This is a genomic window from Deltaproteobacteria bacterium HGW-Deltaproteobacteria-18, assembly GCA_002841885.1.
Lineage (GTDB): Bacteria > Desulfobacterota > Desulfovibrionia > Desulfovibrionales > Desulfomicrobiaceae > Desulfomicrobium.
Genome location: PHBE01000001.1, coordinates 251,385 through 271,735 on the forward strand (window position 1 = coordinate 251,385; position 20,351 = coordinate 271,735).

A 20,351-nucleotide genomic window follows, 5' to 3' on the forward strand; every position below is an offset into this window, starting at 1 on the left:
GGGAGTGAATGCTCAAGGACACGTTAAAACCCGTCACCAACGGATTCAAGCTCCTTGCCAGCGAGGGCAAGTGGGTATTCATCAAGGGCTTTCGGCGCTGGGAAATCCGGCAGATGGAAAAGCGTCTGGCCGAAGAATTCCAGAATCTTGGCCGCAGCTACGCCGCAAGCCACACCAAGGGCGCAGCCTTCGATCCCAAGGCCAGCGACAATGACCTGACCTTGAAACAGATCAGCTTCCTGCAGGAAGAGATCGCCCATCTGGAACAGGAACTGGCCTCCACCCGGGCCGATTACATCAAGAACCGCGCAGAAGAACGCGGCACCGAGGTTTAGATGCGCACCATCGTCTTCGGCTCCGACCACGCGGGTTTCGGACTCAAGAACATTCTCATGGAGCACTTTGCCGGGCGTTTCAAAACCATCGATGTCGGTACCCACTCCCTGGATAGCTGCGACTACCCTAACATCGCGGGCAAACTGGCCACCGAAGTGCTGGCACTTGACGCCACGGGCATCCTCATCTGCGGCTCCGGCATCGGCGTGTCCATCACCGCCAACCGCTTCGAGGGCATCCGTGCCGCCCTGTGCGCCAACGAATACATGGCCCGCATGAGCCGCATGCACAACGACGCCAATGTGCTGTGCATGGGCGAACGCATCATTGGAGTCGATCTGGCCAAGGCCATCGCCGACGCGTTCCTCGGCACCGAGTTCGAGGGAGGACGCCACCAGCGCCGCGTGGACCTGATCGATCGGCAGACCCCCTCGCATCAACAATCATAACGCCTCTTTCGCACATCACGAGAACCATCATGACCACCAACGCTTCCCCGATAGATACCAAAGCCGTCAACGTCATCAAGGGCCTGATCATGGACACGGTCCGGGCCTCCAACTCCGGCCATCCCGGCGGCGCCATGTCCTCGGCAGACTTTGCCTACGTACTGTTCAAGGAATTCCTCAATTTCGATCCCAAGGATCCCAAATGGTTCAACCGCGACCGCTTCGTGCTGTCCGCGGGTCATGAATCCGCTCTGCTTTACGCCCTGCTTACCTTGCGGGGCAGTCTGAGCGTCGATGATCTCAAGGCCTTCCGCCAGTTCGGCAGCAAGACTCCCGGGCACCCCGAACACGACATGACCGACGGCGTCGAGGCCACCACCGGACCGCTGGGCCAGGGTTTCGCCATGGCCGGCGGCATGGCCGTGGCCGAAGCATTTCTGCGCGACTACCTGGATGCCGAGAGTGCAGGGCATTTCACCTATGCGCTGGTCTCCGACGGCGACGTCCAGGAACCCATCTGCCTCGGCAGCGCCGCCCTTTTCGGCCATTGGGGACTGGGCAGGCTCATCGTCTACTATGACAGCAACAAGATCCAGCTGGCCGGACCGACATGCCGGGCGGACACCATCGACCACAAGGCTCTTTTCGAGAGCATGCACTGGCAGGTCATCGAGATCGACGGCCACGACCACGAGCAGATCCGCAAAGCCATCGTCGCAGGCCAGGCCGAGACGGCAAAGCCGACCCTGATCATCGGCCACACGACCATGGCCAAGGGCTGCGCCACTCTGGAGGGAAGCGAATCCACCCACGGTTCCCCGTTGCCCGTGGAGGAAATCACGGCCACCAAGGCAAAACTCAAACTGCCCGATGAGAGTTTTCATCTTCCCGAAGACGTACTCTCACACTTCCGCGCACGCTTCGCATCCCTGGGTGCGGCCCGCAATGAATGGGACGGACTGATCGCTGACCGGCTTTCGAACCCCGACTTCGCGGCCAAATGGGAAAACGCGACCACTCCGGTCTGCCAGCGCAACCTGACCTGGCCGGACTTCGAATCCGGAACCAGTGTGGCCACTCGCAAAGCCTTTGGCGCTTGCCTTGGCGCCATGATGGAACAACTGCCCACGCTCATGGGCGGTTCGGCCGATCTTGATCCTTCCAACCAGACCGTCAAATTCCGCGAGTTCGCAGGAATTTTCAACGCCGTCAGCAACGCAAAAGGTCGCAACCTCTGCTTCGGCGTGCGCGAATTCCCCATGGGCGCGATCCTGAACGGCTTGGCCCTGCACGGCGGCATCGTTCCCTTCGGTGCGACCTTCCTCGTCTTCTCCGATTACGAGAGAAACGCCATCCGCATGTCCGCGCTGCAGCACCTGCCGGTCCTGCATGTCTTCACCCACGATTCCTTTTTCGTCGGCGAAGACGGACCTACCCATCAGCCCATCGAGCATGTCAGCTCCCTGCGTCTGATCCCGAACCTTCTGGTCCTGCGCCCGGCCGACGCACGCGAAAGCGCGGCCTGCATGGCGGTGGCCCTGAAACAGAAGTCACGACCCTCCGTCCTGATCTTCACCCGCCAGGGCCTGCCCGTACTCGAGCTGCCGACACAGCTGGAAGAACATGTGAGCAAGGGTGCATACGTGATCCGCGATCCCCAAGGAACAGCCCCCGAGATGCTGATTCTGGCCTCCGGCTCGGAAGTGCATCTGGCCGTGGAAGCCGCCGAGGCTTGTCCAGAGCTGAAAATCCGCGTCGTTTCCGTTCCGAGCATGGAACTTTTCGACGAGCAAAGCGCCCAGTACCGCGAATCCGTCATGCCCCGCTCCATCACCCGCCGCGTAGCCATCGAGGCCGGTCGCTCGGACCTGTGGTACAAATACGTCGGACTGGACGGCAAGGTGTGGGGCATCAACCATTTCGGCGCTTCGGCCCCGGCCGGCGTGCTGAAGGAAGAGTACGGATTCACCACCGCCAACCTCATCAAGTTCATCAAGGAATAGCATGGAAGCCCCGCAACGAAATCTGGCCATGGACCTGGTCCGGGTCACTGAAGCCGCGGCCCTGGCCTCGGCCCGCTGGCTCGGCAAGGGCGCCAAGAACGAAGGCGACGGAGCAGCCGTGGACGCCATGCGGCTGTCCTTCAACACGCTGGATATCGACGGCCGCATCGTCATCGGTGAGGGCGAGAAGGATGAAGCACCCATGCTCTACAACGGCGAGCATATCGGCACAGGCCGGGGTGCAGCCGTGGATGTTGCCGTCGATCCTGTCGAAGGCACCAACCTGCTGGCTTACGGGCGGCCCAATGCCATCGCCGTGGTCGGACTGGCCCCGGCCGGGACCATGTTCAATCCTGGCCCGAGCTACTACATGAAAAAACTTGTGGTCCCGGCCCCGGCCAAGGGCGTTGTCGACATGAACGCCCCCGTGGCCCACAATCTTGAGGCCACTGCCAAGGCTCTGGGCAAAAAGGTTGAGGATCTGGTCATCTTCGTTCTGGACAAGCCGCGCCACAAGGATCTCATTGCCCAGATCCGCACCGCCGGGGCGCGCATCCAGCTGCACACCGATGGCGACGTGGCCGGAGCACTCATGGCCGTCGACCCATCCTCCAACGTGGACATGATGTTCGGCACCGGCGGCACCCCTGAAGGCGTTTTGGCGGCCTGCGCCATCAAGGCCCTTGGCGGCGAGATTCTGGCCCAATTCGATCCCCAGTCCGAATCCGAACGCAAGAACGTGCTCGACTTCGGACTGGACCTGAACCAGGTGCTGACCACTGACACGCTCATCCGCGACGACAACGTCTTCTTCGCGGCCACGGGCATTTCGGGCGGCACGTTCCTGGGCGGCGTTTCCTACACCGGCACGGGAGCCACCACCCACTCGCTGGTCCTGCGTGGCAAGACCGGCACCATCCGCCGCATCACCTCCACCCACCAGTGGGACAAGCTGATGCGCTTCTCGGCCATCAAGTACTAGACCCGCGGGCTCGCAAAACACGAAGCGCCTCCAGCCGATGTCCGGCCGGAGGCGCTTTTTTCGTTCCCGCAAATAACGGTGCACCCCCTCATCCTCATCCACCTCCGACGCCTCAATCACCCCCAGCAACGCCACAAGGCCCGGTGTCGTCATGGCCTTGGGGCTCGCCTGCTGTCTGACTGAACCAGGCATCGTTTGTTGAATCGTTGCCCCTGCGCGGCTTCGGATTATCGCCCTGCACGCAACGATTCAACTCTACGAGGCCCGAGAAGGAGTTCAGGCGGGGCCCAAGGCCATGACGGCACCGGGCCGCTTTCCGAACAGGATACCCAATCAAAAAAGACTAAAGCCCCCTGCTCTCAAACCACCTAAATAATCCCAACACAACACAGACAAACACGATGATCACAACCCAGGGCGACACGCCCAGGGTCTCGGGCAATCCGATCTTGCCGTAATCGGCCCAGGACAGAACCGTGCGCTGAAAAAAAGGATACAGTTCTGCATAGATTGCCGCACCCGCCAACATGCCGATGATGGCGAAGATTGCGTGCCAGCGCCCTTCGCCCAGAGCTCCAACGGAGGTTCCCGGACAGTAGCCCACGACCGCCCACCCCGCCCCAAACAGGCCGCCACCCACAAGAACGGCGCCCACGTTCATGGCCTTATGGCTCAGGGTGATCATGCCGGCTCCAGACATTGCGGCAATGCCGACCATGCCCACCATGATGGCCGAGAGCATGAACTTGAGGATGGTCATGTCTTTGAGCAGCATGGCACCGACCTGTTTCTCGAAGCGCAATACCCGGCCTTTCTGCAACAGAAAGCCGAAAAGGATGCCGGTGACCAGTCCCAGAATTTGTTCCGTGCTCATCGTGACCTCCTCTTGTAAACGATCGAAGCCACTATTACGCCCACACCAAAAAACATGCCCAGTGCCACAAAAGCGCTGACGGAAAGCTGCATCATTCCGCTGAGACCGTGCCCACTGGGGCAGCCACTCGCCATCCGGGCACCGATCATGGCCACGATCCCGCCCAGGAAAGCCCAGACGGCTCGCTTGCCGACGGATGGCCCGAAATGTTTTTCCCAGGTCGGAGGAACGCTTTCGAGCTTGAAGCTCTTGTCCGTGCTCGAAGCGATAAGTGCTCCGGCGAAGATGCCAAGCACCAGCATGAACTGCCAGTCGACCTTCACCTTTTGCTTGGTGAAATATTCATTGGCCTGCACGTGCTCGGGAATGACCTGCTTTTCAATGACGCCCACGCCGCGCACAAAGGTGGTCGAGGCACCCAGATAATTTGTTTTTCCGAGCCAGGCCGTCGAGGCATAGGCTGATACAATGGCCAGCACGCCAACCAATGCTCCGGCCAGATATGGACTCCATCCGCCGGAATCCTTTCTTTTGGGTTTCATACGACATACCTCCTGTTTGATTGATGCCGAAATAGCTCAACAGAACAAACCAATGCAAGCTCATCCGCCAGCGTGACATATCCTGAACATACTGAGGACCGTTTGCAGCGACATTGAGCCGGACACACTCTTTGTGCCAGGCAGGACTTGAACTCCAGCTGATCGCGTGGCATGCATCAGTTTGGGAGAAGTGTACAATGAAAAAAAGAATCCTGCTGGTTGAAGACGATGACCTGCTGCGTTTGGGCCTGAAGACCATTATAGAGACCAAAAACGAGTATTCGGTCGAAGCCGACACGGCGAGCGGAAAACAGGCTATTCGTCTTTTCGACTCCAATCGTCCCGACGTTGTGCTCCTCGACCTCCTGCTGCCGGATATTTCCGGCATCGATGTTTTGCGTCACACAAAGCGGGTGGCACCAGAAATTCCAGTGATAGTACTGACTGCCCAGGAAGAAAACGAACTGCTTTTCGAGGCGCTGGAATGGGGAGCAAACTGCTATGTCCTCAAGGGGGCTGGACCGGAAGAACTTTTTCTGGGCATTCACTACGCCCTGCGGGACATGATGTTCATCAGTCCCAAACTGGCGAGACTGATCGTGGAAGCCTACCTCTTCGTCAACCGCCAACGAAAGGCCATGCCGCCCCTGACCGACCTCACGAGCAGGGAAAGGGAAATCGTCAAACTCATTATCGACGGGAAAAAGAGCAAGGAGATTGCCGACGCGCTTTTCATCAGCGTCAAAACCGTACACAAGCACAGGTCGAACATCCTGGAAAAACTTGGCCTGAGCAATCTGGCCGACCTGCGTCAGCGCAAAATGTATGTTCTCGCCGAAATGTATGAAGAGGACATAGAGAAGTAATACCGTCGCCTAAAACCCCTTTCCCAAAGCCAACGCATCTCTTGCCGTCATGCGCAAGCAAACCTCCCCGAATCTGTTTTTCGTCCTCATGATTTGAAAAGCGGCAGAATTACATGTACCATCCATTCAGGACAATCCAAATTTTGAGATTTCAGACGCATGCCAAAAAAACAGTTGCGGAAAAGATCTCAAAGGAAAACTCGGTAAATCAAGATACATTCGCAAATATGTATGGTTACGCCATTTTCTGAACCCGGATTTTGAAATCTGAACACATGGAGTTGCCTTTTGAAAACTCGAAAATTCGACGTCATCGTTCTGGGCTCCGGAGTTGCCGGAGGCCATATCGCCTCGCGCTGCCACAAAGCCGGCCTTGATGTCGCACTGCTGGAAAGCCACGGCTTTGGCGGCACCTGTCCGCTGCACGGTTGCGAACCCAAAAAAGTGATGGCCGATGCCGCCGAGACCGTGGAGCGATTCAACAATGCCTCCGGATCAGGCCCGGTCGGCTCCGCAAAACTCGACTGGACGGAGCTCATGCGCTTCAAGCGCACTTTCACCGACGGCCTGCCGGACAAAATCCGGGAGCACTATCAAAACCTTGGCATCCAGACTTTCACCGAGGCCGGCAGATTTGCAGGTCCAGGCACCATCATCTGCGGCGAGTCACGACTTGAAGCCTCCCGCATCTGCATTGCGACCGGATCAACGCCCAGGGAGTTGCAGATCCCGGGAAGCAGGCACCTGTCATCCAGCAACGATTTTCTGGCCATGTCCGCCCTGCCGCAAAGAATAGTCTTCATCGGTGGCGGATTCATCGCCTTTGAACTGGCCCACATCGCGGCAGCGGCCGGGGCCCAGGTGACGATCGTTCATCGCAGCGGGCGTTTCCTCAAAAAATTCGATGCCGACCTGGTGCAGAGACTGACCGGACATCTGGAAAAAATGGGCGTCACATTCCATCGCAACTGTCCGCCCCGATCCATCGAAGAGGCTGACGGAGCCTTGCTGCTCAAGGCCGGAGAAGATGGCGGACAACGCTTCGTGGCGGATGCGATTTTCAATGCGGCCGGACGCATCCCGGCCCTGGCAGGCCTCGATCTGCCCAGCGGCAACGTCGACACGCGCAATGGCGGGGTCGCCGTCAACGCGTACATGCAGAGTCTCTCCAATCCCCGGGTCTTTGCCGCCGGAGACGTCATCGCCGAAACCATGCCCCTGACTCCGGTGGCCAGCGTGGAGGCGGAAGTCGTGGCCAAAAACATCATCGAAGGCCCAAAACACACGATGGGACCGCACGTAACGCCATTTTCCCTGTTCACCTACCCGCCGCTGGCCGCCGTGGGCATGCTCGAAGAAGAAGCTCGCGAGCGGGGAATGCAGTTCGATGTGGTTCAGGGTGATGCGGCAGGATGGTCGGAATACCAGCGGATCGGACAAAAATGCGCGGGTTTCAAGCTGCTGGTCGAAAAAGACACGCGTCAGCTCTTGGGGGCGCATGTTCTGGGTGACTCGGCGGAGGAGACAGTCAACCTTTTCGCCCTGGCCATGCGCACGAAGGTCGATGTGGACGAATTGCGTTCCATGCTGTGGGCATACCCGTCTTTTGGCTACGCAATGAAATACATGTTCCGGTAACCCGAAAACTACCTGCAAGAAAAGGTATCACGGCAGGAGCGGCCGTTCGTCCGCTCCTGCGATTTTCCCCAATCAGGGCTCACTCCCGTGGTCGCGTTTCTTCCTGCACGGGGCCGGCCGTCTCCAGATTCCTGAAATAGGCCGTGGTGTCCCCCTTGGTCCAGAGACCGACGTAATCGGTGACGGTTCGGGGAGCCGTGAAGCGCAGGCCCCGCCCTCCCACCAGGCCGGCCGTTATCTCCTTGCCCGCCACCGTCACTTCCAGACCAAGCCAGCTGCCCAAAGGCACCTCAATGGTGATACGATCCAAAAATCGTCTGGTATTGTTGACAAATTCAAGAAGCTGCAACTCTTTCGCAGCGGCATCCACAGCCAGGACCAGGCAATTTCCAACGTTGGTCAGACCGAAAGCCACCCCGGCAGCGAGGTCCACGCATCCGCCCTCGATGCGCACATCAACCGTGATGCGCCCGTCTTTATGACCGCTGTCACGCTTCACCGCTGCGGGGTAGTAGTGCCGGGCATGCCGTTTCTCCAGAAACTTCCGGTATCGTTTGCCCAAAACCGAACTCGCCGCGGAATGCAGAGCGCAGGAGACCGTCTGCCCCATGTACGCTCCGTCCTGCATGATGACCTCCCGGCCGTCCATTTCGGCAAGGGACCACTGGCCAAAAGACGCATAAAAACCGGGAAGGCGCTTTTCGGAACGATCCAGAAAATCATATTCCTGCCTGAAGAACATCTCGGTCAGGGTCTGCACCTCCGTCTGGTTCGGAATGGCGAGATCAAGCAGCCTGCTGCAACCCAGCAACCGACCGGTCTGGTCCAGCACCTCTTCCATGGCCGGGCAGTCCAGCCCCCTCTGAGCGGCCTGCAGCATGTCTCCGCTGACACTCACCTCATAGCCCAGCCGCTCCAGCACATTGGACAGGAACTCGATACGCAGGGCCTTGCCGGAGATGGTGCCCGCCCCGCCCGAGAACTGCAGGGTCAGGGTGTTGGCATCCGGCTCATCGGAACAGAGCACGTCCAGATTCGAATAGTGGTATCCAAACTTGACGCTCAGGTTCAGGTATTCGGCGGAGACCAGGGCGTAGGATTTCGTTTGCGGCGGAACGGCGCCGCCAGGCCCCATGCTTCCGGACATGAGCGCCATGAAGTTGCGTCCGCTCAGATCCACGTTACCGGCCCAGGTCACTCCCGGATGGGCCAGCCCTCGCCACAGTGCGGCCATGGGTTTGGAGCGGATGTGCTCCGGAAGAATCTCGTCGCAGGTGCCGAGCCCCTCGGCCAAACCGCCGCCCAGGTCGATGAAATGCATTTCCAACGGGATATTGGCGCTCATGCTTCGCGACACCACGGAATCGCCGGCTAGCCTCGAAATGTTGAACATTTCCTCCATGGCCTTTTCGTGGGCGAAGCGGATCAGGTCATGCAGGGTGCGACACCCCTTAGGAGTGAACTCCGGCGCCTTGGGATCGGTCAGATTCAGCGGCGAGATGCGCTCCAGCAGCTCGCGCAGGTGCCTGCCGATGGGCCCCCGATCTTCATCTTCTGCCCGGGCTGGAAGGTTGCGGTTCAATTCGGGGACAAGGCCCAGGTAGACCGCCCCATCCTCGGCCAGCAGGGTGATCTCCTGGCCGGTGGAAATTTTCGCCGTGGCCTCGCGGGTATCCATCAAAGCCGGAACATTGAACTCCCGGGCCACGGATGCAAGGTGGCTGGCCACGCCGCCAAGATCGGTGATCAGCCCCCGGACCCGGCTCATATAGGGAGCCAGATCAGGTGCGGCCGTGCGGGCGACAAGGATGGCATTCTCGGCCTGCTCGGGCGTAAGGTCGGCTGTAACAAGGACTGCCATGCCCGAAACTCTGCCGGGTGACGCCGTTTGCCCTGCCGACAAGACCAGTTCCATGCCTTCGGTATTCAGGGCGGGCGAGGGTTTGCCGACAGGGGCGATGCCCAGGGGGCGCGACTGAAGAAAAACGATCCGCCCATCTGCATCCTCAGCCCATTCAATGTCTTGCGGCACGCCGAAATGAGCCTCAAGCAAAAGGCCTGAACGCACCAGATCAATGACGCTTGAATCCGCCAGGGCGGGCGCCTCGATTTGCGCCTCTTCGCCTTTGGGCTGGATGCTGCGCTGGACGATGGAGAACGCATCGCGATCAACCCTGAACACATCCGGCGAAACGCTCCCCCCGACCACCTGCTCACCAAGGCCAAGAGCCGCGTCAATGCGGGCCTGACCAGCCTGCGGGGTGGAAGGATCGACAGTATAGAGGACGCCGCTGGCCTTTGCATCGACCAGATCCACGGCGGCCACCGCCATGGGAGTGGCCGCGTCGGACAGCCCGTACCGCAACCGGTACAGGATGGCGCGTGGAGTGTATTTGCTGGCAAGGACGGTTCGAAAGGCCGTGGACAAGTCCTCTTCCTTGACCGGCAGCACGCTTGTGTACTGACCGGCAAAGGACGCCGCCGTATCCTCGCCCACGGCGCTGCTGCGCACAGCCAGTTCTGGCTTGCGGCCAAGCCGCCGGGACAGGGCGAGATATTCGTCCTGCATGGCCTGCTCAAGAGCGCTCGGCAACGGGGCAGCCAGTATTTTTTCCCGGACCATGCGACACGCATCCGGGCTGCCAGCCAGACCCGGATCAAAACCGGCCAGCATTTCTTCCACGGATTCGAGCAAGCCGTTTCCACGCAGAAAGAGATCACAGCCTGCGGTCGTGACGACAAATCCGTCCGGCGCCGGCAGTCCGAGCACATTCGCGATCTGGGCCAAATTGGCGGCCTTGGCACCGGACAGGGGCATGTCCCCGGCACCAAGCTTCGGAAACGGCAGCGTCAGAGGACCGTCGATGATGGGTCTTTCACGCTGAATCAAGGCCTGCAGCTTTCCAGCCACGGTATCGAAAACAAGGATAAGCTCGTCGTACCGATGGCCCGAAAGCTCATTCAAGGACTCCACCAGCCCCTTGACCTGATTCAGAAGCTCCGCGCCACGACGCTGAATGAAGGCCAAGGTAGCCAGTCCAGCCCCCCGGTCCAGCATTTCAAGCTCCGCAAGGATGCGCAGCGCACGATGGTTGTGCTCCAGAAAGGCATCGTAATGCCGAAAACGTCGCGCGCCCGGACCGTCCTGGTCGGCCAGCAACCTGCACGAGTCTTGCTTGGAAAAAAATGGCATGGAGTTCTCCTCAAAAAAAAGTGCATCCTGAAAAATCGTTGTCCGGATCAAAGGCCCATCGCCGCAACCTGCTCGATTTTCAGCCTGGCAGACCATTTCCGCTCCTGCCGAACTTTCAGGCTACAGGGGCCAGAACCAGACCAGAAGCGGGAGTCCGAGGGCAAGGACCACCAAATCCGTAGGCAACCCCATGCGCCAGTAGTCGCCGAAACTGAATCCCCCGGGGCCAAGGATCAGGGTGTTGTTCTGGTGCCCGATGGGGGTCAGAAAGGCGCACGAGGCACCAATGGCAACGGCCATCAGGAAAGTGTCCGGATTGACGCCGAGCTGGATCGCCGCACCCAGCCCGATGGGAGCCATCACGGCCGCCGTTGCGGCGTTGTTCATGAGATCGGTCAGCATCATGGTCGTGACCATGACCACCGCCAGTCCGACAAAGGGATTGCCCTGGGCCACGTTCTCAAGCAGCAGGCGCGCGATGAGATCGGCCGCGCCCGTGCTCTGCATGGCCCCGGCAACGGGCAAAAGCCCCGCCAGCAGCACAACCACCGGCCAGTCCACCGCCTCGTAAACCGAGCGCATGGGCAACGTGCGCAGCGCCATGGATGCCAGTACTCCGGCGGCGAAAGAGACTTCCGCGGGAAGCAGCCCAAAGGCAGCCAAACTCACAGAAATCACCATGATGCCCGTGGCCATGAGCGCCTTGCGCTTGTCGGGGATGCGCAGATCCCTCTGGGCCAGCGGCACGCAGCCCGAACTGCCCGCGAAGCTGTTCAGGCTGTCAGTCTGCCCCTGCATCAAAAGCACGTCGCCGGGCTTGATCAGCAGAGATCGCAACCGGGCCATGGTGCATTCTCCCTGACGGGCAACAGCAAGCAGATTTATGCCGTAACGGGTCCGCAGCAAGAGATCGCTGGCCGAACTGCCGACAATCCTGGACTCCGGCAGCACGGCCATTTCCATCAGCGAAGTCTCCGTCTCGCGCCCTGAGTCCCCGGATTCTTCTTCAGACGCCTCAAGGTCCGACAGCTCTTCGGAACTGCCTTCGACACTGTTCGACGGAGTATCACCCACGCCCGTCTCCGTCGTTTCCACTTCATCATCGAACGGATCTTCATCCCCAGTCAGGGCATCCTTATGCTCTGGATCCACCTGCTGTTTGTCCTCTTCCAGCTTGAGATCAAGACGTGAAAGCACTTCACTCAGAGCCCCCACATCAGCCTCCAGGATCAGGATGTCTCCGGCACGCACTATCTTGCCGGGCCGAGGGGAACGGACATGGAGGTCGTGTCGCACAAGATCCAGCATCTGGACGTCAAGCTCCTGCAGAACCGCCGTGATCTCCTGCACCTGCTTGCCTTCAGAGGCGCTGCCGTCCGGCACGCGGACCTCGGTGATGTAGGCGCTCGTTTCAAATCCCGCGGCTCCCGCCTGTCTGCGCGCCGGGACAAGACGCCAGCCAACGAGGGAGATAAAGACGACTCCCGCCAGGGTCAGCGGCAGGCCGACCATTGAAAAATCGAACATTCCGAAGGCGCTCGTGCCCGGCTGGTCGGCTCGAAAACCCGCGATGATCAGGTTCGGTGGAGTGCCGATCAGGGTTGTGGTGCCGCCCAGAATCGACCCGAAGGCCAAAGGCATCAAGACCTTGCCGGGAGGCAGGTCAAGGCGTCCGGCGACCTGGATAGCGACCGGCATCAGCAGGGCCAGCGCGCCGACATTGTTCATGAAGCCCGACAGCACCGCAGCCAGGGCGGCCAGGGCGGCGATGCTGAGCGTAGGGCCGGCGCTGGACGGCAATACAGTCCTGGTCAGCACATCCACCGCGCCGGAAGATTGCAGGCCGCGGCTCAGCACCAGCACGCAAGCCACGGTAACCACGGCGGGATGACCAAATCCCGCAAAAGCTGCCTGCGGCTCGATCAATCCTGTCAACACGCAAAGCACGAGCGCCCCGATGGCCACCATGTCGTGCCGCCACCTACCCCACAGGAACATGCCGATGACAGCGGCTATGATCGCCATGATGAGGGCTTGGTCATAGGTCATGTTACCACTCCTCCGGGATCCTCATTTCATGCGACGCGCTCCGTAATGGACTGGTCAGGGCAAACGATTAAAAAACATGTTATTATTGAAATCGTTACCGAGCCGTGCACAAGGACGGGGCGATTTGGCAAAATCCTCAATCAATAAGCAATCTGCCGGGATTGTCAGGAAAACTCAATCGTAAATGCCGTTTCAAGCGGCGCGGCATCAATCCGGCTGATAAACAAGGTTTTTCCGTGTTCGATGACTGGGTCGCAGGCCAAGCATGTCCTATATTTCGATGGCCAATTTTAGTGATCCCGCTATGAATAATCAGACCGAACTTGGCCGAAATTCCCTACATTCAGTTGCTCTTCCAGGCTCGTCATGGCTGACAACGTTGATTGCCTCATTCGTTGAGATCTGCCGAACACATGATTTCGAACCCCTCACATCCCAAGCTTCTGGCATTTTCGTATTTACACTGAGACAAATCGCGGATTCTCTAATTAAATTTCCTTACGTATTTCTCTTGATTGTTCCATATTTCACATGCTATCCTGACTACATGAAAACGACTCTCATTATCGCTACAATGCTCGCCATGGCGGCAGCAATCGCCTTGTGGGCAGGGACAAGGCAAAAATTGGGTAAACCGGGCCGTCCGATCAATGTCAGCTTTGATCAATTGAAGGACATGGAACACAGAGATCGATGAAAATCGTGTAGCGCCTGGATAGAACTTGGACTTTTCCGCGTGATTTACCGATGCCTCCCGTCTTCACGATCCAAAAAAACTAAAAAACGGAACCATCCATGGATGAAATCAGCGTCCGGCCCATCGGCGTCATCAATTCCCCTTTCACCGACAGGGCCAACATGCCCATCCAGCCTTGCGGCGCTCGCGATGTACCCGGCCGGATTGTGCTGGAGGAAACGCTGGCCCCCGGCCTGAGGGACCTGGAGGGATTTTCCCACATCTATCTGCTCTACCACTTCCACATGAGCCAAGGCTTCGACCTGACCATCGTTCCTTTCATGGAACCGGCCAAGCGCGGCCTCTTTTCCACCCGCGCCCCAAGACGCCCCAACCAGATCGGAATGTCCATCGTGAGGCTGGAGCGCATCGAAGGCAACATCCTGCACATCCTCGACGTGGATGTCCTGGACGGCACCCCGCTTCTGGACATCAAGCCCTATTTCAGAACCTTCGACTCCTTCCCCGAAGCCGTCTCCGGCTGGGCCGAAGCCCATCAGGACGAGGCCGGCCGGGTGCGCTCCGACAAACGCTTCGTAGATCCCAAGGCATAAGCGGAACAAAACGGCCAGACTCTCCCTGCGCGGGCATGGTCACTCAAAAAATCACGCCCACGCCTCCTGACCAAGGCAAGGCCAGGTGTGCGACCACGCGTCAGTCCCTGTCTTTTTTCCCTTCCTTGAATCCTTGGCCAAACGCGTCCTTGGCCTTGGAAAAACTCTCCTTCCAGACCTGAAACGATTCTTCCAGTCCCTCTTTGAGTTCATCCCAGGCGGACTCGCCGGCCTCTTGCAGTGCCTTCATCTTCTCTTCAAGCTCACTGCGTTTTTTCCTCACTTCCTCGATGCGTTCAAGGTAGCCAAGCTTCAGATCCGCCCGAGACTGGTCGGCCTTTGCGGTCAAAAGATCGATTTCGGCATTCCATTCATCAATTTTCGCCTTGAGTTTCTGCACATAGGCATCTTTTTTTTCCTGCATCAAAATCAGCTCCTTGCACAATTACGGGTTACGCTTTTCCTGCCCTGCTGCTGACGCGCATCCAGACCATTTTTTCACTTTCGGCCATTCCCGAGGCACGCTACAAGGCACAATCATATGCTCCAACCAAAATATGTGGTTGAAACAACATGTTAGCACATCCGCTTCATGTGCGCCACTTGCAGGGACTGACAAAAAAGACGATCCGGTTCGAAAGATTACCCGCCCAGGCAGGACCTTGAACGGGCCTAATGTTTTCGATGCGTTTGAAGCGCCTGACCGCCGGTCGGCGGAGGCACGAATTGACCTGTTCGAAACGGATTTGCAGTTTTCCCGGAACTCAGCCCGCGTCTGGCTGCGCGGCATCCACCGGCAACACTGCCGAGAAAAGGAGAAGTGATGGAGACATTGATCATTGGCGCCGGGGCGATGGGCGGACTGTTTGCAACCCTGCTTGCTCCGCTGATTCCGGTGAGCCTCTTCACCACCAATGCCGAACACGCCGAGACCATCAACCGGACCGGACTCACCCTCACCGGCATGGATGGCCGGGTCCGCAGGACTTCGGCCAAGGCACTGACCGATCCAGGTCAGTACGGCCGCCGGGCCGACCTGATCCTGCTCTGCACCAAGGCCCGCTCGACCCCTCAGGCCAGCGAAATCGCAAAGCAACTGCTGGCCGGGGACGGAGTGGTGCTCACCCTTCAGAACGGGCTCGGCAACCTTGAGCTCATCCAGGCTGCGGTCGGCACCTCCCGCGCCGCCGCCGGAATCACCGCCCAGGCGGCCACCCTGCTCGGACCCGGACAGATCCGCCATGCCGGAAGCGGCCCCACCGTACTGGCCGCAGGCACCGGACAGGAAAAAAAGATCGCCGCCATCGCCGCACTGTTCAACCAGGCTGGGATCTCCACCAGCGTCACCCAAGACGTCGATGCCCTGCTCTGGTCCAAGCTTCTGGTCAACGTGGGTATCAACGCCCTGACCGCAGTGCTGCGGGTCCCCAACGGCACGCTGGCCGAAATCCCGGAATGCGAAGCCCTCATGGCCCAGGCCGTGGCCGAGGCCGAAACCGTGGCCCGGGCTCTGGGCGTCAGCCTGTCTGGCGACGCGCAGCTCGAAAGAGTCAAAAAGGTCTGCGCAATGACCAGGAAAAACCAGTCCTCGATGCTCCAGGACATCAGCAAGGGCAGGCCCACCGAAATCGACGTCATCAACGGCGCCGTCGTCCGCAAGGGCGCCGAACACGGCATACCCACTCCGGTCAACAAACTGTTGACGGATCTGATCAAAGCGCTCGAAGCCACATCCCCTGAGCGAATCCCCCTTACCTGTAGAAAGCTCCGTCCGGCATAATTTCCGCTTTTGCAGGGTGGTAACTTAAAAAGAACTGGTTTTCTGCGCCAGACTGCCTTTCGCCCTGACTCCCGGAACAAGAAGCCGGCAGAACAAAATACGGGCCATGGTGGCCCGCAATGATCTGGGTTTTCGGGTACGCCTTTTCGATGGTGACCTCATAAGTCTTTTCGCCATAACCAGGCAGCTTGGAGTGCCTGGCTGTCAGGTCGCGACGGCCTCTGATGGGGAAGTTTTTTTAGAAAAAATCGCGAAACAAATAACGCGGATAAAATACAAACATATAATAAATACAGAATATTACGCGATACTAAAACACATGCGATCAAGCAGTCTTTATTTTTTCACGCTTAATAAGGAATATATTTCTAGTATAAATTATCAAACCAGCAGCTTGTCCAAAAATAAATACAAAATCTCGCCGAAGTATTGCATAGGCAAGCAAAAAAATACTTCCAAACAAACTAAAGTACCAAAAATTTACTGGAATTATACTTTTTTTTGCTTTCTCAGAAACAATCCACTGAGAAAAAAATCGCATGAAGAAAAAAATCTGGCCTACAAAACCAAAAGCTAATAACCACCACTGCGATAAATATTCCATAAATATTCCAAGGCATCTAAACGCCATTAAAGTTCATGAAATTCATTTTCATAAAAAATCAATTTTGAATGATGCGACGATCAAGAGCGACAAAATACAATGTCCTGCCGTCTGAACTGCACACATCCATCCGAGCCTGAGGCTCATATTCGCGTAACATTTCCGGCAAAACCGGATGCTCCCTGCGAGAGGCAAAATAAATCTTATCAGGGAGTTCCTTTTTTTCGTAATCATCCGGCTCCAAAAATTTGCTTCCGAAAACCCAGGCGTCCTGAATTTTAAGAGAGCCGTCGGACAACACAGGACCTTCCGAAGCAAAAGAACGGATGCTTTTAAGAGGGACAGACATGTCCCCGACAAATGGCTGAACAATGGCCGGCAACACCAGGCAGCAAAGTCCGAGAATCGAGAATTTGACAGCGAAAAGACCCGGCAGGTGCTGCGAACGACAGAGTCTGTACAAAAGCACGCAAGCGAACGCACCTGCCCCCGCGATTCCAATCAGTTCAAGACCGCCGAGGGCCGGAAAATGTGCCCGTAGCCAGTAAAGGGCAATTGGAATTCCAATACACGCAAACCCAAAAATCACGGTGTTCGCCCAAATAAGGGCACGCCCGAAGAGCCCGCCCTTTTCCGGATCGCGCAGCAATCCCGTGAGATACACGCCCATGAGCTGGCACAATGGAATGAGAACGGGCAGCAGGTAGCGATCTTTTTTCTCAGGGACGAGCATGAGCAGAAACACACTGCCAAGACACCACAAGACCGGACGCCAATATGGCAGCAATGGCTCGACCCGGCTTCGCGCATGTCCGGCCCAGAGAGCGGCAAGAGCGAACAACGACCAGACTCCTGTCATGAAAGGAAATTGCAGATAGAACCAGAAAGGTTTGGTGTGTTCCGAAATCCAGGCGCCCTGCTCCGTAGTAATCATGCGCGCGAAATCGTGTGGCAGCGCCACCCATGCAGCCGCGCCCCAGACCGAAGGCAACACCAGGCCGATTCCCAGAGCCAGACCCAGCTCCCGGGCATGTGACCGGAGCCCCACCCTTCCACCGGTGGTCAGCAGCGCTATGGCAAAAGGGAGCAGGAGTGCGTAATAGCTGACCGGCCCCTTGCTGAGGCCCGACAATCCGAGGAGCAAACCCGTCCCAATGGCCAACTTCCTTCTGGGCGAAGAAGATTCGACAATCACCGCCACTCCCCATATCGCGGCCAGCATGAAGGCATGGCAATAAATATCCCAGCTGTTGCGGCGGGCCATGAGCACGAACATGTAGCTGGTGCTCAAAAAGGCTGTGCTCCAGGCGGCGGCAGCCGTGCTTTTCGTCCAGAAACGTGTCAATCCGAAAAATGAAACAGCCAGAAGCAAACCCGCCAAGGCCGATGGGATGCGATTCACCGCGAGATCCGTGTCCAGTCCGGAATTGCCGAGCAGCATGGCTCCTGCCGTGAACCATGTCGGCAGCGGTGGTTTGGCCAGTCGCGGCTCCCCGTGCAATGTCGGCAGAAGCCAATGTCCTGTTTCGATCATTTCTTCTGCAGTTATGAGGTTGCGGGCCTCCATTATGTCCACACCCAGCACATCCCGATGAGCGAATATGCAGGCATAGAGCAGAACCATCAGACCAAGCATGCCGCCCAGCAAAACAGCCGGACGATGATTGAAGGCAGACATCATTTCTCCGGGTGGTCCAGATATGTATAAGGACCAGAGTCAGGCAGGTTTGGACTTGTTCCGCTCACCTCTTTCGCCTCCTCGTTCACCCAACGGAGAAGACCCGTCTTGAATGCATGGCTGGCACCCTGATAATAAGCAATATTACGCCGCATCAACGGATCGGCGGCGCTGTCACTTGACTCGTCACTCAACCCCAGCGCGTCTTCATGGCGACGCATGCCCTGACGGGGGCTCAAAATCACAAGATTCTGGCCGTCAAACAGACCAAGATGCTGATAATTTCCGATCAGCGCCCGCCCAGACGCAACATCGTCACGCAAGATGTTGCGTCCAAAGAATGTCGACGTGTAATCGAGGTTCAAGAGGCCAAGCAGAGTCGGAGCCAGATCGATCTGGCTGGCGAGTGTCGAAACCGTCCGGGACTTCAGAATTTTGGGTGCAAATATGAACAAGGGAATCCGGTACTTGGCAACCGGGAGGTCCTCCTTGCCTGCACTCCCCGCATTGTGATCGGCGACAAAAACGAAAATCGTCTTTTCAAACCAGGGTTTTTGCCGCGCCTGCTTCAAGAATTCTCCGATGGCATAGTCAGTGTATTTGACGGCGCCTTCCCGGCCATATCCTGAAGGAATGTCGATACGATCTTCGGGATAGGTGTAGGGACGGTGATTCGATGTGGTCATGAGCTGAAAGAAAAACGGCCTGCCCGCCGCGTGATCGATGTCGGCCTGCCGCAGCGCCTGAGCGTAAAGATCCTCGTCGCACATGCCCCAGGCATTCTTGAACGTGATCTCCGCCTCAGGCACGCTGGTCTGGTCGATGATGCGGTACCCGTTGCCGCTGAAGAACGCATTCATGTTGTCGAAATAACCGCGTCCGCCATACAGGAAGACGCTGTCATAGCCGCGGGCCTCCAGTTGTCTGCCCAGACTGGCGTATCCGGTTTCCCGGCCGAGGCGTTTGACAATGGATCGTCCCGGGGTCGGAGGCATGGACAGCGTGATGGCTTCCAATCCCCGGTCAGTGCGTGTGCCGGTAGCATAAAAATTCTTGAAAAACAGGCTCTCAGGCTGCAACCGGTCCAGATTCGGCGTCAGATTGCGAGAATCGCCGAAGGATCCAAGGTATTTCGCACTCAGGCTCTCGACCGTGACCAGGATGACGTTGAGCCTTCTGACCGCCCCCGGGTTGTCGATATCCCGGCGGATATCAAGAGGATCCGCGCTGATGAAACGGGAGTCTGGTTCGGCCAGTTCCTGGCGAAGCAGCCCTCCGAGATCCTCAACGGGCAATGTGGCGTAAAGCTGATCGTAATCGAGTTCGTTATTGCGAAACGCGGCGAAAAACTGGAAAGGACCATTGCCGGCAAGTTCCCGGCGCACGGTGTTCCCGCCTTCGACGGTAAAATCCTGTCCCACGAAGGCCGTCACGAGCAGACAGGCCCCGACGGCCGCCGCGAACAGCAACCCGCGCCCGCGCAGTGACAAAAGAGGCGCCCGAAAAATCCGGTCGATGATTTTGCCTGAGAGGCCGACGCCAACTGCCGAAAGCATGACCAGTATCGCCAAAAGTGGGTAAACGGGATACGATTCCAGGATGTTGTTGATGACCTCGTTGGAATACACGAGATAATCGACGGCTATGAAGTTGAAGCGCACCCCAAACTCATCCCAGAACATCCATTCCGAAACGGCAGTAAAGAGCATAACGAATAGACTCAACCCGATCAGACCGCGCAGTATCCCTGGTTGCCATCGACTGCGCCAAAAACTTGCGGGACAAAGGACAAGATACAAGGCAATGGGCAGCGCTGCATAGCTGAGAAAACTCAGATCGTGAACCAGGCCGAGCCCGAAGATGCCAAGGACGCCAAGCAATGTCGTATTGACATCTCCAAAGTGAGTTGCCAGCAAGACGAGGCGGGTAAGAAAGAAAACAACCAGCCATGCACCCAGGACGATGGCCAAGCAACGCACCTGAGCGTATTTTGAAAGGGACATTTGCAAACCTCCATTAATCTTGCCCCCTCTCTACCTTCCCTGGTGTGAGTCGATTGTCGTTGTG

General features: G+C 57.9%; 16 protein-coding genes. 8 read left to right on the top strand and 8 right to left on the bottom strand.

What is annotated here, in order from left to right; all coding sequences use genetic code 11:
* Positions 1–8 precede the first annotated feature (8 nt).
* The 4 genes from CVU60_01170 to glpX are packed head-to-tail and all read left to right on the top strand — an operon-like array spanning position 9 to position 3,770.
* A complete protein-coding gene (locus CVU60_01170; GenBank protein PKN43656.1) occupies positions 9–335 on the top strand; it encodes a hypothetical protein in 327 nt (108 codons plus the stop codon).
* A complete protein-coding gene (rpiB, locus tag CVU60_01175; protein PKN43657.1) occupies positions 336–785 on the top strand; it encodes a ribose 5-phosphate isomerase B in 450 nt (149 codons plus the stop codon).
* Between the two features lie 29 nt (positions 786–814).
* A complete protein-coding gene (tkt, locus tag CVU60_01180; GenBank protein ID PKN43658.1) occupies positions 815–2,788 on the top strand; it encodes a transketolase in 1,974 nt (657 codons plus the stop codon).
* 1 nt (position 2,789) lies between these two features.
* Positions 2,790–3,770: a fructose-bisphosphatase class II gene (gene glpX, locus CVU60_01185; GenBank protein PKN43659.1), complete on the top strand. Its 981-nt coding sequence runs from the start codon at positions 2,790–2,792 to the stop codon at positions 3,768–3,770.
* A 343-nt stretch (positions 3,771–4,113) separates the two neighbouring features.
* Here the strand turns inward: glpX and CVU60_01190 are convergent, their stop codons facing one another.
* Together CVU60_01190 and CVU60_01195 are read right to left on the bottom strand one after the other, a co-directional pair.
* Positions 4,114–4,644 carry a YeeE/YedE family protein gene (locus CVU60_01190; protein PKN43660.1) on the bottom strand — a complete coding sequence of 177 codons (531 nt, stop codon included), beginning with the start codon at positions 4,642–4,644 and terminating at the stop codon, positions 4,114–4,116.
* Entirely contained in the window at positions 4,641–5,186 is a 546-nt protein-coding gene (locus CVU60_01195; protein ID PKN43661.1) for a YeeE/YedE family protein, read from the bottom strand. Before CVU60_01195 ends, CVU60_01190 begins: the two co-directional genes overlap by 4 nt.
* 197 nt (positions 5,187–5,383) lie before the next feature.
* On the opposite strand from CVU60_01195, the gene CVU60_01200 reads away from it, so the two are divergent.
* Together CVU60_01200 and CVU60_01205 are read left to right on the top strand one after the other, a co-directional pair.
* Positions 5,384–6,052, top strand: coding sequence for a DNA-binding response regulator (locus tag CVU60_01200; GenBank protein PKN43662.1), 669 nt, complete (start codon positions 5,384–5,386; stop codon positions 6,050–6,052).
* Between the two features lie 288 nt (positions 6,053–6,340).
* Entirely contained in the window at positions 6,341–7,690 is a 1,350-nt protein-coding gene (locus CVU60_01205) for an NAD(P)/FAD-dependent oxidoreductase (GenBank protein PKN43663.1), read from the top strand.
* Between the two features lie 79 nt (positions 7,691–7,769).
* Here the strand turns inward: CVU60_01205 and CVU60_01210 are convergent, their stop codons facing one another.
* Together CVU60_01210 and CVU60_01215 are read right to left on the bottom strand one after the other, a co-directional pair.
* A complete protein-coding gene (locus CVU60_01210) occupies positions 7,770–10,979 on the bottom strand; it encodes a pyruvate, phosphate dikinase (GenBank protein ID PKN43664.1) in 3,210 nt (1,069 codons plus the stop codon).
* Positions 10,980–11,003: 24 nt separating this feature from the next.
* The gene (locus CVU60_01215; protein PKN43665.1) at positions 11,004–12,932 is read right to left on the bottom strand and encodes an SLC13 family permease; all 1,929 of its coding nucleotides are present in this window, start codon (positions 12,930–12,932) and stop codon (positions 11,004–11,006) included.
* Between the two features lie 795 nt (positions 12,933–13,727).
* Here CVU60_01215 and tsaA point away from each other — a divergent pair.
* The gene (gene tsaA / locus CVU60_01220; protein ID PKN43666.1) at positions 13,728–14,222 is read left to right on the top strand and encodes a tRNA (N6-threonylcarbamoyladenosine(37)-N6)-methyltransferase TrmO; all 495 of its coding nucleotides are present in this window, start codon (positions 13,728–13,730) and stop codon (positions 14,220–14,222) included.
* A gap of 100 nt (positions 14,223–14,322) precedes the next feature.
* Here the strand turns inward: tsaA and CVU60_01225 are convergent, their stop codons facing one another.
* Positions 14,323–14,646: a hypothetical protein gene (locus tag CVU60_01225; GenBank protein ID PKN43667.1), complete on the bottom strand. Its 324-nt coding sequence runs from the start codon at positions 14,644–14,646 to the stop codon at positions 14,323–14,325.
* Positions 14,647–15,045: 399 nt separating this feature from the next.
* Between CVU60_01225 and CVU60_01230 the strand changes: the two genes are divergently transcribed.
* Positions 15,046–16,002, top strand: a complete 957-nt coding sequence (locus CVU60_01230; protein ID PKN43668.1) for a 2-dehydropantoate 2-reductase — start codon at positions 15,046–15,048, stop codon at positions 16,000–16,002.
* Between the two features lie 325 nt (positions 16,003–16,327).
* On the opposite strand, the gene CVU60_01235 is transcribed toward CVU60_01230, so the two are convergent.
* The 3 genes from CVU60_01235 to CVU60_01245 are packed head-to-tail and all read right to left on the bottom strand — an operon-like array spanning position 16,328 to position 20,287.
* The gene (locus CVU60_01235; protein ID PKN43669.1) at positions 16,328–16,633 is read right to left on the bottom strand and encodes a lipid A biosynthesis acyltransferase; all 306 of its coding nucleotides are present in this window, start codon (positions 16,631–16,633) and stop codon (positions 16,328–16,330) included.
* Positions 16,634–16,664: 31 nt separating this feature from the next.
* Positions 16,665–18,287: a hypothetical protein gene (locus CVU60_01240; GenBank protein ID PKN43670.1), complete on the bottom strand. Its 1,623-nt coding sequence runs from the start codon at positions 18,285–18,287 to the stop codon at positions 16,665–16,667.
* Positions 18,284–20,287, bottom strand: a complete 2,004-nt coding sequence (locus CVU60_01245; GenBank protein PKN43671.1) for a sulfatase — start codon at positions 20,285–20,287, stop codon at positions 18,284–18,286. The genes CVU60_01240 and CVU60_01245 overlap by 4 nt, the downstream gene beginning before the upstream one ends.
* Between the last annotated feature and the right edge of the window lie 64 nt (positions 20,288–20,351).

What these genes read in the sequence shown, in the direction of transcription:
- CVU60_01170 (PKN43656.1), top strand. Translation starts at nt 9, where the DNA reads ATGCTCAAGGACACGTTAAAACCCGTCACCAACGGATTCAAGCTCCTT.
- rpiB (PKN43657.1), top strand. Translation starts at nt 336, where the DNA reads ATGCGCACCATCGTCTTCGGCTCCGACCACGCGGGTTTCGGACTCAAG.
- tkt (PKN43658.1), top strand. Translation starts at nt 815, where the DNA reads ATGACCACCAACGCTTCCCCGATAGATACCAAAGCCGTCAACGTCATC.
- glpX (PKN43659.1), top strand. Translation starts at nt 2,790, where the DNA reads ATGGAAGCCCCGCAACGAAATCTGGCCATGGACCTGGTCCGGGTCACT.
- CVU60_01190 (PKN43660.1), bottom strand. Translation starts at nt 4,644, where the DNA reads ATGAGCACGGAACAAATTCTGGGACTGGTCACCGGCATCCTTTTCGGC.
- CVU60_01195 (PKN43661.1), bottom strand. Translation starts at nt 5,186, where the DNA reads ATGAAACCCAAAAGAAAGGATTCCGGCGGATGGAGTCCATATCTGGCC.
- CVU60_01200 (PKN43662.1), top strand. Translation starts at nt 5,384, where the DNA reads ATGAAAAAAAGAATCCTGCTGGTTGAAGACGATGACCTGCTGCGTTTG.
- CVU60_01210 (PKN43664.1), bottom strand. Translation starts at nt 10,979, where the DNA reads ATGGTCTGCCAGGCTGAAAATCGAGCAGGTTGCGGCGATGGGCCTTTG.
- CVU60_01215 (PKN43665.1), bottom strand. Translation starts at nt 12,932, where the DNA reads ATGACCTATGACCAAGCCCTCATCATGGCGATCATAGCCGCTGTCATC.
- tsaA (PKN43666.1), top strand. Translation starts at nt 13,728, where the DNA reads ATGGATGAAATCAGCGTCCGGCCCATCGGCGTCATCAATTCCCCTTTC.
- CVU60_01225 (PKN43667.1), bottom strand. Translation starts at nt 14,646, where the DNA reads ATGCAGGAAAAAAAAGATGCCTATGTGCAGAAACTCAAGGCGAAAATT.
- CVU60_01230 (PKN43668.1), top strand. Translation starts at nt 15,046, where the DNA reads ATGGAGACATTGATCATTGGCGCCGGGGCGATGGGCGGACTGTTTGCA.
- CVU60_01235 (PKN43669.1), bottom strand. Translation starts at nt 16,633, where the DNA reads ATGGCGTTTAGATGCCTTGGAATATTTATGGAATATTTATCGCAGTGG.
- CVU60_01240 (PKN43670.1), bottom strand. Translation starts at nt 18,287, where the DNA reads ATGATGTCTGCCTTCAATCATCGTCCGGCTGTTTTGCTGGGCGGCATG.
- CVU60_01245 (PKN43671.1), bottom strand. Translation starts at nt 20,287, where the DNA reads ATGTCCCTTTCAAAATACGCTCAGGTGCGTTGCTTGGCCATCGTCCTG.